Source organism: Neorhizobium sp. T25_27 (assembly GCF_002968565.1).
In the GTDB taxonomy this organism is placed as follows: Bacteria; Pseudomonadota; Alphaproteobacteria; order Rhizobiales; family Rhizobiaceae; genus Neorhizobium; species Neorhizobium tomejilense.
In genome coordinates, this window is record NZ_PVBJ01000008.1 from 250,342 (window position 1) to 265,891 (window position 15,550).

The following is a 15,550-nucleotide window of genomic DNA, read 5'->3' on the forward strand; positions in this document are numbered from 1 at the left end:
GCGTCAAGATTGTCTTGCTTTGAAGCCCCGTGAGCATGCATGATGGACGAAGTTCATCGCATCGGGGGATGAAGCACCGCTCCGGCAACGGGTCGTGCGCGGAGATATCCAAACGGCCTGCACGAACAATGCGAGACATTGTTTGCTCGCATCGGCGCTTCAAAAACCCAGCTTAAATCGAAAGAAATTCCGTTGAAAGCCAAGCTCGGCTTGAAAGATGTGGCTCTGGACGCCGGTGTTTCGCTCAGTACCGCGTCCCATGTCCTCAACGGAACCGCGCCGATCTCCATAGAGGTTCGGGAGCGGGTGCTCAATTCCGCACAAAGGCTGGGATATCTGGAAAGGCGCAGGAGCCGGGCGACGATCGCCACGCTTCGCACCATCCTCCTGGCGATCACCAGCGATGCGGCGCCTCACAGCGACGTCAATCTCGTCAGCTGGACGATGCTCAACAGCCTGCGCCAGGAATGCGAGCGGCTCAGCATCCGGATCGTGCCTTTCGTCAGCGCCGGCAGCCGGATCGACGCGAACGAGGTGCGCCGCATGGCGCAGGCCGAAAACGTCGACGGCATCGTCATCCTCAACGACGACCGGCCGGAACTGATCCGCGCCCTTGCCGCGGGGCGGGCACCGCTCGTCATCCTGAACGGCGAGGACCCTTCGATGCTGGTCGATACGGTCACAGGTGAAAACCGTTTCGGCGCCCGCCAGGGAACCGAGCACCTGCTTTCGCTCGGCCATCGCCGCATCCTGCATCTGACCTGGAAGGGCAGGACCACCATCCGCCGCCGCTATGACGGCTACGCCGATGCCCATCTTGCGGCCGGCCTTGCCGTATCGCCGGAGATGATCGTCGAGGCGGAAGGATACGAGCCCCATCAGGGCGAGCAGGCGATCCGCCATTTGCTTTCCGAAAATGGCAACCTGCGCGGCGCGACGGCAATCTTCTGCGCCGCCGACAACCTGGCGCTCGGCTGCCTGAGGGCGCTGGCGGCATTCGGCATCCGTGTGCCGGAAGAAATGTCCGTGCTCGGCTTCGACGATATCGTGCCCGGGGAATTCAGCACGCCGCCGCTCTCGACGGTCCAGTTGCCGACCGACCGGCTGGGGGCGGCCGCAATCAGCCTTCTGGAACAGCGGCTCGTCGCCAACGACCCGCTGCGGCCGGCCTACCGGCTGGAGCTCGGCTGCAAGCTGGTGCTGCGGGGCAGCGTCGCGCCGGCGCCGCCCCGCAGGTGAAGCTCACTTCATTCCGGTGCCGGCAATGCCGGTGGTGATGTATTTCTGCAGGAACAGGAAGACGACGGTCACCGGCGCCAGGCTCAGGAAGGTCATGGCGAGGATGTAGTTCCACTGCACGGAGAACTCCCCCTGGAAGGCGTTGAGCCCGACCTGCAGGGTGAAATTTTCGCGGCTGCTCAAGACGATCAGCGGCCAGAGGAAGTCGTTCCACCGCCAAAGGACGGAAAAGATCGCCAGCACCGCGAGCGCCGGCGCCGTCAGCGGCAGGACGATGCGCCAGAAGATCCGGAACTCGCTTGCCGCGTCGACACGGGCCGCCTCGATGAGTTCGTCGGGAATGGTGAGCATGTATTGGCGCAGCAGGAAGACGCCGGTCGGCGAGGCGATCGTCGGGATGATGATGCCCCAGAGACTGTCCACCAGGCCGACGCCGACGACGACCAGATAGGCCGGGACCATGACCACCGTGAGAGGGATCATCAGCGTCGAGATGATCAGCACGAAGATCGCCTTCTCGCCCCGGAACCGGTATTTCGACAGCGCGAAAGCCGCAAGCGCGTTGACGACGAGCGTCAGCAGCGTCGCGACGAAGGTGACGAAGACCGAATTCTTCAGAAAGGTGAGGAAGTCGAACCTGGTGAGCGGATCGGTATAGTTCTCGGTCGCGATGGTGAGCCGTTGGACTGGCGACATGCTTTTGACGTCGACGCTGACCGGCGGTCCGGGATTGTTCGGATCGACCATCTGGGCTTTCAGTCCGATGCGCCGGACCATCGCCATCTCGCGCGGCTGGCCATCGACGTCGACGGTCCAGAGGCTGAGCGGGGCGTCGAAGCCCGGTACGGTCTGCTGGACCGCCGCACGCGGCAGCAGCGTCGGCGGAAAGCGGGTGATCTCGGCGGCCGGCTTGAACGAGGAAAGCCCCGCCCAGACCACAGGAATGAGCACGGCAAGCGTGCCCAGGACCAGCCAGGCCCAGGAGAGAATGTCGGTGAGCCCGATCCGGCCCGGCCGGCGGGTGCGTGTCAGGAAGGCGATGGGTGAGAGGCCTTGCGACATGGTCAGGACTCCATCTTGCGGCCAAGCCGCAGCTGTATGAGCGTCAGGGCCAGCAGCACGAGACCCATCAGCACCGAGGCGGCCGAGGCAAGGCCGAAAAGGCGCAGGTCGCTGCCGAAAGCCATCTGGTAGATGTACTGCACGATGAAGCTGTTTGCGGTGCCAGGGCCGCCGCCATTGGTCAGCACCCAGGCTTCGTCGAAGATCTGGACCGAGCGGATCATCAAGAGGATCAGCACGACGAGCAGGTTCGGCCCGAGAAGCGGAAGCGTGATCCGGAAAAGCGTGCGCCGGGGCGAGGCCGCGTCGATCGCGGCAGCCTCGTAGAGATCCTTCGGAATGGCCTGCAGGCCCGCGAGAAGGATCAGCGTATAAAAGCCCATGTGGAACCAGACCGAAACGACCACCACGAAGAAACGCGACCAGCCGACATCCAGCAGGAAGATTTCCGGCGGAACGCCGAGCATCTGCAGGAAGGCGTTGAGCAGGCCGTTGCGGTCCAGGAACCACTTCCAGATCAGGCCGATGACGACCGGCGACAGCAGGACGGGATAAAAGAACATGGCCCGGAAGAAACCGCGAGCGGCCATCGCCCGGTTGAGGATGAGAGCCGTCACCAATGCCACGAGCAGCGTCGCGGCGACGTTGAAGCCGACGAACCAGAGCGTGTTCCAGACCGCCGTCCAGAACAGCGATTCGCGGCAGCTCCCCGGACGAAGGTAGTCCTCGCACTGCAGGAGCTGGCGGAAATTGTCGAAGCCGACGAAAGGCCGCTCCGACACGAAAAGGCCGGTGCCGCCGGTAAAGGCGTAACCAACCGCGATGGCGATCGGCAGGAAGGTGAAGATGCCGAAAAGGATGAGGTTCGGCGCGAGGAACAGATAGGGCATGCGCTTCCTGCCCATCAGCCGTTCGAACCCGTTGATGGGCGCCTCGACGACGCCCATGACGAAGTCGAGGGCACGGCCGCCGAGATCGGTCGCCTTAGGCGTGCTCATGGACATCACTCCGTTGGCTGACCGATCTCGGCAGAGCCAGGCCGCTATCGGGATCGAAGACGTGCACCCGGCCGGATAGCGGCATGATCCGCAGAAGGTCGCCGGGCCGCGGCGCGAAATGGCCGGTCTGGTGGACGATGATCTGCTCGTCCCGCCCCTCGAGCGTCCCGTAGACATAGGTCTCGGTCCCAAGGCTCTCGTGATACTGGACGACGAACGGCAGTCCTTCGTCGCCGACGGAAAAATGTGCGGGCCGGATGCCGACAAGCACGGCCTGCCCTACTTTCGCCGCGGCGGGATCGATCGACGCAGTGAGCGGCGCACCGTAGCCGACATCGATCGTCACCCCGGCTTCGCCGACCGCCGTCACCTGGCCCTTCAGCATGTTCATCCTCGGCGAACCCAGGAAGCCCGCCACGAAGAGGTTCCTCGGATTATCGAAGAGTTCGAGCGGCGTTCCGACCTGCTCGATCCGGCCGGCATTGAGCACGACGATCTCGTCGGCCATGGTCATCGCCTCCACCTGGTCGTGGGTGACGTAGATCATCGTCGTTCTCAGCTGGCGATGCAGCCGGGTGATTTCCGCCCTCGTCTGCACGCGCAGCGCCGCGTCGAGGTTCGAGAGCGGCTCGTCGAAGAGGAAGATATCGGGGTTGCGCACGATGGCCCGTCCGATCGCGACACGCTGGCGCTGGCCGCCGGAAAGCTGCCTTGGCTTGCGATCCAGATAGGGTTCGATCGCCAGCATGCGCGCCGCCTCCCCGATTCGGGTCTCGATCTCGCTGCGCTTGAATTTCAGGTTCTCGAGCCCGAACGCGAGGTTCTTGCGCACGCTCATATGGGGATAGAGCGCATAGGACTGGAAGACCATGGCGATCTTCCGTTCCGCCGGCGAAAGCTGGACCACGTCGCGCCCGCCGATCTCGATGCCGCCGGCGCTGATGTCCTCCAGCCCCGCGATGATCCTCAGGAGGGTCGACTTGCCGCAGCCGGACGGACCGACGAAAACGACGAACTTGCCGTTGTCGATCGTCAGGTCGATGCCGTGCAGGACGGTCAGCGCGCCGAACGCCTTGGTGACATTCGTAAGTTTCAGATTTCCCATTCCCTGCTCCCGTCAGGTTCAGTCACTTTATGGATGACGCTTTCGACGTTCCAGCCTTCCGGTATCGGTTGCGGCCTCTCGAAATGCGTCTCCTCGATCGTAATCTCCTCTATGCCGGCGGTAAAAAGCGCCGGCATGCCACCCGGGTAGTCGACAAGGCCGACCACCCGCCCATCCGCGCCCTTCGTCCATGCATTCGCCCGGCCGGCAGCGTCCGCGCTCGGTGCGATATCCGCGTTGGTGGGCCTCAGATCGTAGCGAAGTCCGGTGCCGAGCGGACCTTTTCGCTGCCGCAGTCGCAGCCGCGAAAGCCTGACGCCCTCGATTCCTGCGGCGGAAGTCGAAACGAGCGCGATCGCTCCATCCATCTGGCCGTGGAGGTCCTCGACGACGAGGTTTCGAACCGCACCGGCGCGGCGGGTGGGGATGCGATCCACCACCGTCACCGTCAGCGCTTCGCCCGATCCCCAGAAGCCGTCGAGCGTCTCGTTGCAATCGACCTCTATCCGGGAAAAGCGGATGTCGGTCATGTGCCCGCCGTCGCGCGAAAACAGCCCCAGTCCCCGGTTTGAATCGTGGACGCGGCAGTCCTCGAAGACGACGTGCGTGAAATCGCCGTAGGATTCCGTGCCGATCTTGAGCGCGCAGCTGTTGCTTTCGACCAGGCAGCGGCGCACGAGCACGTTTTCGCATTCTCCGATCGCCTGGCCGTCCGCCCCGGCGCTGGTCTTCAGGCAGATGCCGTCGTCGGCCGTCGATATGACGCAGTCCTCCACCACCGCGTGCCGGCAGGCGTCGAGAACGAGGCCGTCGGTATTCGGCATGCGCCGGTTGTTCGATACCTTCACGCCGCCAACATAGACGTCGTCGCAATTGACCAGGTGCAGCGTCCACATCGGCGAATCGACAATTTCCAATTGCTCGATCCGCACGCCGCGGCAGGATTCGAAGACCACCACCCGCGGGCGGAATTCCGCCGGGACAAAGGTGCCCATCGCCTCGTCATTGCCGGCGATGAAATGTTCGCCGCCTGCCTCAATCCGTCCCGGGCCGGTCAAGGCTATGTCCGTCGCGTCTGCTGCGACGATCATGGCACGGTTCGACTTCTCGGCGACAACCGAAACCGATGTCTGCTCGTAAGCCCCGTAGTCGGCGGCCGGGCGCAGGATCGCGCCCATCGCCAGATGAAGCTCGACGCCGGATTGCAGCCGCAGGCCGCGCGTATTGTGGATGCCTTCGGCAAGTTCGACGCAGCCGCCGCCGCGCGCGGCCACCTGGTCGATCGCCGCCTGAATGCGCGCCGTCTCGTCCTCCTGCACGGGCTCGACGAGAAGGGACGGGAACCTGTTCATGCGCCCTCCCCGCCCTCGAGCAGGACTTCCGTCAAAAGCAGCATCGTCAGCGCCTGCCCGTAAGGGGTCGGCAGGTTGGGGATACGACGATAGAAATCCAGATCGTGTCCCATCGGGGTGCCATCCGAAACGCCCTGGACGACGCCCTCGTCATCGACCTGGGAGAGCACGGCCGCCAGCGCGCGCTCCGCATGCACCCGGTTGGACGCATTCAGGATGCCCGCGTCGATGCCGCGCAGGATGCCATAGGCGATCCCGGCCGTCGCCGATGTTTCAAGGGGAGACGTCGGGTCGTCGAGCAGCGTATGGAACATGCCGTCGGAGCGCTGCAGTCGCTTCAGCGAGCGGACCTGGCTCGCAAGCACGTTCGACAGGAAACGCTTGTCCTTTTCCTCGAGATCGGGAACGAGCTCGAACAGTTCGGGAATGGCGACCGTGATCCAGGCGTTGCCGCGCGCCCAGAAGGCCTTGGCGAAATTGTGCCGGCCGTTGAAGGTCCAGCCGTGATACCAGAGGCCGGTGACCGGATCGGACAGATAGCGGGCATGCACCATGAACTGGTAGACGGCCTCGTCGATCCAGTCGCGGCGCCCGCAGGCGACGCCCGCGCGTGCCAGAAACAGTGCGGCCATGAACAGCGTATCGTCCCAGAGCTCGCCGTCGTTCAGCCGTTCCTTGACGACGTGCTGAAAACCGCCGTCCTCGGTCTTCGGAAGCCGGTGGACGAGCCAGTCCGCCCAGTCCTCGACAAGCGCGCGGAAATCCGGCCGGTCGACATGTTCGATAAGGATGGCGAGCGGCAGCATCGGTGCCGTGCTGTTGATCTGCCGCGGCGGCAGGCCCCGGCCGATTTGCCGGCCGTACCAGGCGACGAGGTCGTCGATAGCCTTCCGGTCACCGGCGGCAAGCGCGCGGCGCAGGAAGCCGTAGAGGCCGACGCCGACTTCCCAGTCCCATTCGTCGAACTGGATACCGCCGTCCGCATCGACACCGGCAAGGCCTTCCTTGATGCCCTTGAGGCGGCTGAACGCAACCGCGACCTGATCGATCGTCTCCTGCAGGGCCGGTTTGTTGAGGGTCATCGAATCCATCGGTCGGAATGTCCTTTATGCATAGAATGGATGGGCGCCGTCGCCGGCGGTCGTGCTGTCATAGGTCAGGATCGGCACGGGTCGGTCGTGGATGAAGGGTCGAGGCTCTCCGCCGACGGTGAATTCCCCGGCATAAGCGAGCGCCAGTGTTTCGCGATCCGGCGGCGTAAGGCTCAGCGCCTTGCTGTCGGTGTCGAACAAGACGGAGGTGGCGCGGATACGTTCGACGAAATGACGGAAAGCGGCTTCGTCGCCCGCGCCCACCACCGCCGCCCAACCGGTGAGGGCACCCTCGGAGCGCACCTCGCGTCCGGCGGTCGCTCCGTCGGTCACGAGTTCAAGTCCGTTCGTGGCGTAAAGTGCCGCAAAGCCCCGGCCCGAGCGGGTGAGGAGCCAGTTTCCGTCCAAAACGACCTCATCGAGGCCGTCGCGACCGAGATAGGCGTGGGTCCAGGCATGGCGCGTTCCTTCGGTGTCGGCGATCAGCAGGGCGACGTCGCGATATTGCATGACGCGCGGCAGAACGCCGTTGCCGGCCCAATAGGACGGGCGCTGCGTGCCCCAGGGATCGTCTTCGCCGGGATGATTGACCCAGAGCCTCGCCATCGGGTGGCCGGCAAGCCGAATGTCGAGCACGTGCTGCTGGTGGCCCCGCCGGCCCGTCTTGTGATCGACCACGGTCGAGAGCTGCGAGGCTTCCGTCTTGAAGAGCACGAGCCTGCCGCTTTCGAGCCCCTGCGCGTAACGCGCTTCTATCGAGCGTCCGGCTGCCAACTGGGCAAACTCCGGCAGGTCGGCCGGCGGCGCATAGGAACCGGCGCAGAACATCGGCAGGGACGCGACGCCGCCGTTCAGCCAGCCGCTGCCGAACGCCACGCGGGCGAATGGCGCCAGTTCCGTCAGAGGCCCGGCCCGCAACTCCTTGTCGTAGGCGCGTCCCTGCGAGCCGCCGGGAACGCCCGCCAGAGTGTGCAGCGCGATCATCGCGAAGATCAGATCCAGCTGATGGCGAGCGCGCGGGGCGATATCGTCTCCGCCCCAGCGTTCGAGGGCGAGCAGACCGATGAAATCCACCGGATAATAGGCTGCGGAATTCCATTCGGCGAGGCCGTGCGCCTCGACGCTGTCGAACCAGCGGCGAAGCCGGCCTTCCGCCAGCCGCGCCTGCTCGCGGCCCGTCCTGCCGGAGGCGGAGAACACCGTATCCGGCATCAACCTGCCGGCGATCAGCTGGCTCGTGTGGAAGCACAGGACATGGTTCTCGCTCCAGAACCACATGACGTCGTTGCCGGGCTCGTCCACCCAGTAGCGGTAGCGGGCGACGGAGGCGCGGATGCTCTCCGCCGTCTCCCGTGACAGGACATGCTCATATTCGCCGAGAAGCCAGAGGAGCGGCACCATCACGAAATCCGAGCAATCCTCCCGCCGGTCGATGATCTCGAGCGTGGCGGCGATGATCCTGTCCGTCGCCTCGCGGTCGATCTCGCCGGTTGCAGCCATGGCAAGCACGCGGCCGATCCGCTCGGCGCCGAAACGGGCGCTGAAGATCAGCGCCTCACGCTTGCGCTCAGCAAGGGTGGCGGCGGCTTGCGGCAGAACGAGGCCGCTCATGAAGGCGGCGTCGATATGGCGGGCGACGGCCGCAGCGCTCGAACCGATCTTCAGCCTGATGCCATGATATCCGTCCGGCAGGCCTTTGATTGCGGGAGCGACAAGCCGTGTCTCGCCGGCACTCAGCATCAGGTCCGCCGTCGCCAGCACGGCCCGGTCATGACCATGGCTGTAGACCTCGATGCCGACGGGCAGATCGGCGCCCGGCGGGGTGTCGAAGAGGATTTCCAGCGGGCGATCGACGAAAACGTCGACGGCGGGCCGGATGGCACGCGCGAGGAGCTCGAGCCGCCGAACCTCCTGCCGGTCCAGTGCGGTCGGCAGGGCGATGTCCAGCGGTTGGGTATCGGCCAGTTCCAGCTCGAAGAACCAGATCGTGTCGCGCTCCGCCAGGTCTTCGGTCAGCACAAGGACGTCGTTGTCGCCGGCCTTCAGCGCCAGGACGATCCCCGTTTCGCTCTCGACATTGCGACGGAAGGGCTCGAACCGCACCTGTTCCTCGCCGTTGACCCAGATCCGCACGCCGCCGCAGGTTCTCAGCCGCATCGGGACGTGGCGGGCAGCCTCGGCGCGGAAACTGCCGCGCAGCCAGCGGCCGACATGGGTGGGCACGTGCCAGAAGCCGGTGAACTCGACGCGGCGGTTCGGCCCCGGCAGGTTCAGGGAGGCCGGCTTCCAGTCGCGCTCGGCACGGATTTCCCGTCCGATCATCTGTGCCTGGAAGGCCTTCCTGCAAGGCAAGTCGCCGACATCCACGAAGCCGTTGATGAAGCAGTAATTGACGCGATCTTCCGCCGGCGCCGGTTCACCTGGGAAATACGTCTGGCGCAAATCCGAGACGACCCACGCGGTGAAGGTTTCGCCCGGGGCGACATGATAGCTGGCACCGCCGGAACGGCCTGCGGCTGCAGGTGAGTGCTCCATGACTGCCTCCCTCAGATCATGAAAATATTTTCATAAATTTAAACTCGAACGTCAGCTTTGTGAGCAGTTTCGAATTTAGGGCGACAAGACAGCTTGACGTTTGGATTGTCAAGCTTCAAAAAGGAGAAATTCGAAGGAAAACCCGAGAGGAAACCTTCCGAATTGTGAAAATATTTTCATTGGGAGGATGAAAAATGCAGAGACTTCTATCAGGGATAAGTGCGTTCGTATTCTCGGCCTTCGCTCTTTCGGGCGCGGCCATGGCGGACGCCAAGACCATTACTTTCCTGTTCACCGACGACGACCAGGGTTATGTCGAGCGCATGGCCGCCTTGAGCAAGGAATTCGAGGCGTCACATCCCGACGTCAAGATCAATTTCGTATCGTCCGGCTACGACGCGGTGGTCAAGCAGCTGCCGGTCCAGCTGGCGGCAGGCAAGGGTCCGGATCTCGCCAAGATCACCGATTGGCAGCTCGCGCCCTATTATCTCGACATGCGGTCCCACATGAAGGACCCGGACGCCTTCGCCAAGCTCCACGGGGACAGCCTCAACCAGCTCCGCCTGCCGAATATCAACGACCCGAAGTCGATCAACGGCTACGTCGCGTCCCAGACGCTGAACCTGCCGTTCGTCAACAAGACCTTGTTCGAGCAGGCCGGCGAGCCACTGCCCGGCCCCAAGGCCACGCTCAAGGAGATCGTCGAAGCTTCCGCCCGCGTCGCGAAGGCGACGGGCGCGCAGATCCCCTTCACCATGGACCGGTCGGGCCACCGTTTTTCAGGCGGCGCCTATTCCTACGGCTCGGTCTATGTGAAGGACGGCAAGTTCAATTTCCCGGATGCAGGTGCGCGCAAATATATCGCCGACCTCTATTCCTGGACCCAGAACGGCAGCTTTCCCAAGGAAATGTGGGGGGCAGCCGGCGGCTCGCAGTACAAGAACATGGGCGATGAATTCGTCAACGGCAATGTCGTCACCTACCTCGCCGGCAACTGGATGGTGAACCCCTTCCAGAAGAAGATCGGCAACGCCTTCCAGTGGACGGCCATCAACGCACCCTGCGGTGATGCGGGTTGCTATGCGATGCCGGGTGCGACCGCGATCGTCGGCTTCAAGCGCACCGAACATCCCGAAGCGGTCGCGCAGTTCATCGAGTTTCTCGGCTCCGAGAAGGTGCAGCGCGAAATCGCCGAGACCTATGTCATCCTGACGGGAGCGGACATCAAGAACCCGCAATACAAGATCTCCAGCGACGACGCCAAGGCATCCATGGCGGTCTTTCTGGACAACAAGAAGAACGTTCCGCAGGCGGCGCGCGATTTCGAACGCATGAAGGGCGGGACGGCGATCTACCAGCAGATCGTCCAGCGCATGAGCCAGCTCATCGTTGGCGAATTGAGCCTGGAGGAAACCTACAAGAACCTCGAGGCTGACGCCGGCAAGATCAACGAGGCGCTGGCGGTCAAGTGACGATCCGGCATGCCGGGTGGCGACGCAACCCGGCATGCCATACCAAGACCTAGGCTAAAAAGCGCATCTGGCTCAGGGGGCTCGGCTGCCTCTTTCAGACTGAACGACTAGAGGCCCGCCCGGGCATCAATGTCCATATTCGTCTGCGGGCTCACTCGTTGGAAACGAACGACAGTACTGACCTGCGAACGGCTGTTGACGCGGCACGCGCGATATCGACCAGCGCCGTTCGAACGCTGCGGATGCTGCGTCGCGAGCAAAACGCGAAGCTGCATTGGCCATGTAGCAGCTGGTGCCCTGGGTCGGGAGCGAAGACGACTTACGCAAAATCGCAACGCCTTCGAACGATGAACTGCAGGAGGTCGCCGATGAGCTCGCCGAACTTGCCTCAGCAGTAGAGCAAGCGACGTCACTGGCCCGCCGCCTTGGCGACGAGGCCGCATTGCGTGCCATTGAGATCGAAGGCCTTAGAGTCCGCCCGAGAATTCACGAGCGGCGTGCGATCCGTCTGACGAGGGTGATGATGGATGCGGCCGCTTCAGGCAGCCCGCGAAGCATTTGCCCATATCGAAATTGATCTGGAGCGCTGGGAACGCAAATCGACTCTCGATGATCTCGACTGGCGCAAGCCGTTCTCGCCGTCAGACCTGGTGGTATCGTTGTCTCACAACAGAATGTGCGTTTGTCCGCCTTTCGGCGGAATCGGTGGGACTTTCCGCCAGATAGCCGCCGTCAAATGCCTGCCTGCGTTGCGGAAATTACGATACCCGGAGGTGTACCACACGCGACACCCTGAGCTCATGGACCCTGAATTCGCGTTCTCCTTCGAATATAAAAACTTCCCGATCGGGGTGAATCTACATTTCCAAGGGCAACACTTCCCGATCGGTAAGGATGGCATTGAAACTCAGGAAATCTTCCTGTACGGTAAGCCGATACAGGAGATGCTCGATGTTCAGATCCGCACGCGATTTCGGCGCTGCCGTCAGGGAAAAACGCAAAGGTCTCGGCTGGACCCAGACCGAGCTTGCCACCCGTTCCGGTACAGGCGAACGTTTCATCGTCGAGCTCGAATCCGGCAAGCCTAGCTGCCAGCTCGAAAAGGCGCTGATCGTCGCACGCACGGTCGGTATCGAGATCGGCGACTTGAAGACAGCCCAACCCTCGTTGACCGCCATGGAAGATGACCTGGGCTTCCTGCCGACTTTCGGTGATGGCCGATGACAACCATCTTCTACGAAACCTTCCTCGTTGGCGAGATGACGTTCGAGGGGGAATGGCGGCTCGACTACGATCCGTCATGGGAGGCGCGCCGCTCGGCCTTCCCTATCTCGCTGACCATGCCGCTACGATCAGGAGCGGTCGGCGCGGACAGGCTGCTGCCATGGCTCGCCAACCTGCTGCCGGAAACCCATCTCGCCGAGATCGGTCAGCGGCTGAAAGTGTCTCCCCAGGACATCGTGGGCCTGCTCGGTCACATCGGTCGCGACACGGCCGGAGCGCTGTCGATCGGCGAACCCCGCAAAGCGGGCGTCAACCTGCAGCCCATTCCGGACGACGAGGCGCTGGAGCGAATCCTCAACGAGCTTCCGTCCAAACCCTTCCTGGTCGGAGAGCGAGGGGTCTCCATGTCGCTTGCGGGCGTACAGGAAAAGCTACCCGTCTTCGTTGATGAGAATGGCGCTATCTCGATCCCGGTCGATGGCACGCCATCGACCCATATCATCAAGCCAGACACCAACCGTCTGGCTGGAAGCGTCGAGAACGAAGCCTTCTGCCTGGCCCTTGCACGGGCCTGCGGACTGGAAGCGGCCGAAGCTACGATCGGCATAGCCGGCAAACGGCGCTATTTGCTGGTGAAGCGCTATGACCGTTTTACTGATCCACAAGGTGAGATCCGCAGGCTGCACCAGGAAGACCTTTGCCAGCTAACGGGTCATTTTCCATCGCAGAAATACGAGCGATCCCAGACGGGCCGCGGCGTGACATTGAAGATGCTGTTCGATGCCGTCAGCGATCTTGTTTCCCCCGCCGAGCGCCTGACGCTTCTCGACGCAGTGATTTTCAACGTACTGATCTGCAATTCGGATTCGCATGCAAAGAACTACTCCATCCTGATCGGTGCCGGCGGATCTGCGAAGCTGGCGCCACTTTACGATTTGATGTGTGCGGCGGTCTACCGGCAGGTTGATCAGAGCCTGCCTCAAGGCATCGCCGGGCGTTTCATCGGGCCTGACTTGAGGCGAGCAGATTGGCAGGCATTCGCTGAGGAGGTCGGGTTGAGCGGTGCATCGACTATCAGGCGTGTCCAGGAGCTTGCGGCGGTAATTGGTGGCTTCTGCGAAGATGTCGCGAAGCAGATCGTCGACACCGCTGGCGATCCGACGAGAGTCCTGGGGCGCATCACCCATAATATTCAGAAGCGATGCAGGCGAATTCAGGGGCAGATTCGAGCCTGAAACGAGCTCGAACAGCATCTCGGTATAATCGGCTGGGATCTTAGATTATCACACGAATTCAAAGACTTCGAAAAATACCTTTGAATTCCCTATATTTTCCCGCCGCGAGCGACCGGGGGTGCCACCTTTGCCGGTTAGACGGTGACGTTGACCACCGATAGCTCAAGACAGATCAGGTAAAGCTGCGGTCACTTCCGGAGAAGCCGCCATTGTTGTTGGGCGCGGCGCTCACCGAGCGGACCGCAACCTGGCTTGGAAAGTGGGCAGCCGGGCTGGTGACAGTTCGGAAAGCGGCGAACGAAATGAAAAGGATCGCGGAGGTATTCCAGGCAAACGGTGGAGCGGGGAAACCCCTTGCCCTCCAGCTCAAGCGTCCTGGGCGTCCACAATCGATGAGGCGCGAATGGCCGCCTGGCAGGAGAGGCGCAATGCGGCGGTCGAGCCGGATTTGTTAGCTGAGCAAGCCCTGCGGAATTCGATTCGGCATCACGCGATGTGGCGCCCGAGGAAATAGGCAAATTCATTCCCTTGATTACGCGCGGAAATGAACTGGTCGAAGAATGCGCGACATGTGGCTTTGCCGAGATTTACATCCATAACGTATCTCGTAATCAACATGAGTTTGTAGATTTCATGGCCGAGCACGTATTCAGCGAGCTGAAGCTTCGGTTCGCACCACCACCGCGGCCGTCATCACCTCTCGCCAATGCGAGATTGCGCCACCTGGCACGTAATTCGATATCTGCGGGCATCCACGAAGCACCATACCCAACGAAAAGTCTTCGTCGACTCGGCAAGTGGCTTCCGTTTTACCGCTGCCCTCTCGCAGGGACCCGCCAAAGAAGGCGCTCAACCGCGCCAGCCGCCTCAGCCGGCTCACCCAGCTGCGGCGCCGACGGCGGTCATTGCGACAACCAGCAAAGCGATGATGATCAGCAGCCAACGCGCCTCATACACGCTCTCTTCCATCTGAACCTCCTTTTTCGAGACGCCTTGAACCCGCAATTGCGGTCCAAGTTCCGCGTTCGCGACCTCTTCCTCCTCGCTCCGGACCTTGGTCGGTGTCGCCCGTGGCCTAAGGTCTCAGCCTGGATAGGACTGAAGCCTGAGGCCGGGAACAGGCGCCGTCGAAAGCGAGTTTTCTTCACAGCTTCGGAAACGCTGTTCGCGGTCGGAAGCATGTGGAAACTCAAGGAGATAAGACATGAACATTGTTACACGCGCGGCCTTTGCCGCGGCGCTTCTCGCGGGCACTACACTGTCAGCCTTCGCCCAGACCAGCAGCACAGTCGGCACCGGAGGAACCAGTGCCGGCGGCGGCACGTCCAGCAGCACGGTCGGGACGGGCGGCAGTTCTGCCGGAACCAATTGCGCACCCGGCACCACCAATTGCGGCACCGGTTCCGCCTCGACCCTGGGCACCGGCGGTTCCTCTGCTGGCGGCGGCCAGTCGAGCAGCTCGGTGGGCACCGGTGGGTCGGCGGCAGGCTCGGGCAGCGGCTCCGGCTCGGCATCGACGCTTGGCACCGGCGGCACGTCCGCAGGAGACGGCCAGTCCAGCAGCTCCGTCGGCACCGGCGGCTCGGCGGCAGGTTCCGGCAGTGGGTCGGGCTCCGCTTCGACGCTCGGCACCGGCGGCACCTCGGCCAAGGACGGCATGTCGACCAGTTCGGTCGGAACCGGCGGCAGCTCGGCTGGCGCAGCCGGCCTTGAACACGGACAGGGCAAGAAGGCATGTCCTCCGGGCCAGGCCAAGAAAGACGGCGCTTCCTGCTAGTCCCATCCATCGGACGGGGGCGGATTGTTCCGCCTTCGTCCTATCAATAGGAGAGCCGAAATGACCTCGGCATCATTCGCATACAAAGGCACGTTCGCACTGCCGCTGATCCTGGCGACCATCACCGCGATCTCGGCCTTTGCCACCGAAACCATCAAGCTTGACGACGGCACCACCTGCACCGTCATCGAAGCCGCGGGCTCGACCGGCAACGGGACGTCGACATCGGTAACCGCAGGCGGCGGCAGCGTATCGTCCTCGACGACAATCGACGGCAAGACAACGACGACGCATTCGGGCGGTGGCTCGGCTTCGTCCAGCGCCGGCTCGTCCGTCACAACCGGCACGGCCGGCAATCAGGCATTTTCGACGGCAAGCGTCACCAAGCCTGATGGAACGGTGATCACACGCCGATCGGACGGCACCTGCGACGTAACCCCGCCTCGGAAATGAAGGAGAT

Annotated in this window: 13 protein-coding genes; 6 read left to right on the top strand and 7 right to left on the bottom strand. The window is 63.0% G+C overall.

Going from position 1 to position 15,550, the window contains the following annotated elements:
- Positions 1–192 precede the first annotated feature (192 nt).
- Entirely contained in the window at positions 193–1,239 is a 1,047-nt protein-coding gene (locus tag C5J24_RS21975) for a LacI family DNA-binding transcriptional regulator (RefSeq protein ID WP_105420943.1), read from the top strand.
- Between the two features lie 3 nt (positions 1,240–1,242).
- Here C5J24_RS21975 and C5J24_RS21980 read toward each other — a convergent pair whose 3' ends face one another.
- The 6 genes from C5J24_RS21980 to C5J24_RS22005 are packed head-to-tail and all read right to left on the bottom strand — an operon-like array spanning position 1,243 to position 9,382.
- Positions 1,243–2,301 (bottom strand): carbohydrate ABC transporter permease, encoded by a 1,059-nt coding sequence (locus tag C5J24_RS21980; protein ID WP_105420944.1) that lies wholly within the window; start codon positions 2,299–2,301, stop codon positions 1,243–1,245.
- A gap of 2 nt (positions 2,302–2,303) precedes the next feature.
- A complete protein-coding gene (locus tag C5J24_RS21985; RefSeq protein WP_105420946.1) occupies positions 2,304–3,299 on the bottom strand; it encodes a carbohydrate ABC transporter permease in 996 nt (331 codons plus the stop codon).
- Entirely contained in the window at positions 3,286–4,404 is a 1,119-nt protein-coding gene (locus C5J24_RS21990; RefSeq protein WP_105420948.1) for an ABC transporter ATP-binding protein, read from the bottom strand. Before C5J24_RS21990 ends, C5J24_RS21985 begins: the two co-directional genes overlap by 14 nt.
- A complete protein-coding gene (locus C5J24_RS21995; RefSeq protein WP_105420950.1) occupies positions 4,392–5,756 on the bottom strand; it encodes a glycoside hydrolase family 28 protein in 1,365 nt (454 codons plus the stop codon). The genes C5J24_RS21990 and C5J24_RS21995 overlap by 13 nt, the downstream gene beginning before the upstream one ends.
- On the bottom strand, positions 5,753–6,847 hold the full coding sequence (locus C5J24_RS22000) for a glycoside hydrolase family 105 protein (RefSeq protein WP_105420952.1): 1,095 nt from the start codon (positions 6,845–6,847) through the stop codon (positions 5,753–5,755). Before C5J24_RS22000 ends, C5J24_RS21995 begins: the two co-directional genes overlap by 4 nt.
- A gap of 15 nt (positions 6,848–6,862) precedes the next feature.
- A complete protein-coding gene (locus tag C5J24_RS22005) occupies positions 6,863–9,382 on the bottom strand; it encodes a hypothetical protein (RefSeq protein ID WP_105420954.1) in 2,520 nt (839 codons plus the stop codon).
- Between the two features lie 194 nt (positions 9,383–9,576).
- Between C5J24_RS22005 and C5J24_RS22010 the strand changes: the two genes are divergently transcribed.
- The 3 genes from C5J24_RS22010 to C5J24_RS22025 all read left to right on the top strand — a co-directional run bounded on the left by C5J24_RS22010 (position 9,577) and on the right by C5J24_RS22025 (position 13,313).
- The gene (locus tag C5J24_RS22010; protein ID WP_105401568.1) at positions 9,577–10,854 is read left to right on the top strand and encodes an ABC transporter substrate-binding protein; all 1,278 of its coding nucleotides are present in this window, start codon (positions 9,577–9,579) and stop codon (positions 10,852–10,854) included.
- A 951-nt stretch (positions 10,855–11,805) separates the two neighbouring features.
- Complete coding sequence (locus C5J24_RS22020) at positions 11,806–12,078, top strand: helix-turn-helix domain-containing protein (protein ID WP_105420958.1); 273 nt, start codon at positions 11,806–11,808, stop codon at positions 12,076–12,078.
- Positions 12,075–13,313 (top strand): type II toxin-antitoxin system HipA family toxin, encoded by a 1,239-nt coding sequence (locus tag C5J24_RS22025; RefSeq protein ID WP_105420960.1) that lies wholly within the window; start codon positions 12,075–12,077, stop codon positions 13,311–13,313. Before C5J24_RS22020 ends, C5J24_RS22025 begins: the two co-directional genes overlap by 4 nt.
- Positions 13,314–13,962: 649 nt before the next feature.
- On the opposite strand, the gene repC is transcribed toward C5J24_RS22025, so the two are convergent.
- Positions 13,963–14,079: a replication initiation protein RepC gene (gene repC, locus C5J24_RS32445; protein ID WP_371674739.1), complete on the bottom strand. Its 117-nt coding sequence runs from the start codon at positions 14,077–14,079 to the stop codon at positions 13,963–13,965.
- A 438-nt stretch (positions 14,080–14,517) separates the two neighbouring features.
- Between repC and C5J24_RS22040 the strand changes: the two genes are divergently transcribed.
- The gene (locus C5J24_RS22040) at positions 14,518–15,090 is read left to right on the top strand and encodes a hypothetical protein (protein ID WP_046631781.1); all 573 of its coding nucleotides are present in this window, start codon (positions 14,518–14,520) and stop codon (positions 15,088–15,090) included.
- A gap of 60 nt (positions 15,091–15,150) precedes the next feature.
- Positions 15,151–15,543 carry a hypothetical protein gene (locus C5J24_RS22045; protein ID WP_105420966.1) on the top strand — a complete coding sequence of 131 codons (393 nt, stop codon included), beginning with the start codon at positions 15,151–15,153 and terminating at the stop codon, positions 15,541–15,543.
- Positions 15,544–15,550 lie beyond the last annotated feature (7 nt).

Excerpts from the sequence above, each read along its gene's own strand:
- C5J24_RS21980 (WP_105420944.1), bottom strand. The coding sequence starts at position 2,301 with ATGTCGCAAGGCCTCTCACCCATCGCCTTCCTGACACGCACCCGCCGG.
- C5J24_RS21985 (WP_105420946.1), bottom strand. The coding sequence starts at position 3,299 with ATGAGCACGCCTAAGGCGACCGATCTCGGCGGCCGTGCCCTCGACTTC.
- C5J24_RS21990 (WP_105420948.1), bottom strand. The coding sequence starts at position 4,404 with ATGGGAAATCTGAAACTTACGAATGTCACCAAGGCGTTCGGCGCGCTG.
- C5J24_RS21995 (WP_105420950.1), bottom strand. The coding sequence starts at position 5,756 with ATGAACAGGTTCCCGTCCCTTCTCGTCGAGCCCGTGCAGGAGGACGAG.
- C5J24_RS22000 (WP_105420952.1), bottom strand. The coding sequence starts at position 6,847 with ATGGATTCGATGACCCTCAACAAACCGGCCCTGCAGGAGACGATCGAT.
- C5J24_RS22005 (WP_105420954.1), bottom strand. The coding sequence starts at position 9,382 with ATGGAGCACTCACCTGCAGCCGCAGGCCGTTCCGGCGGTGCCAGCTAT.
- C5J24_RS22010 (WP_105401568.1), top strand. The coding sequence starts at position 9,577 with ATGCAGAGACTTCTATCAGGGATAAGTGCGTTCGTATTCTCGGCCTTC.
- C5J24_RS22020 (WP_105420958.1), top strand. The coding sequence starts at position 11,806 with ATGTTCAGATCCGCACGCGATTTCGGCGCTGCCGTCAGGGAAAAACGC.
- C5J24_RS22025 (WP_105420960.1), top strand. The coding sequence starts at position 12,075 with ATGACAACCATCTTCTACGAAACCTTCCTCGTTGGCGAGATGACGTTC.
- repC (WP_371674739.1), bottom strand. The coding sequence starts at position 14,079 with ATGGTGCTTCGTGGATGCCCGCAGATATCGAATTACGTGCCAGGTGGC.
- C5J24_RS22040 (WP_046631781.1), top strand. The coding sequence starts at position 14,518 with ATGAACATTGTTACACGCGCGGCCTTTGCCGCGGCGCTTCTCGCGGGC.
- C5J24_RS22045 (WP_105420966.1), top strand. The coding sequence starts at position 15,151 with ATGACCTCGGCATCATTCGCATACAAAGGCACGTTCGCACTGCCGCTG.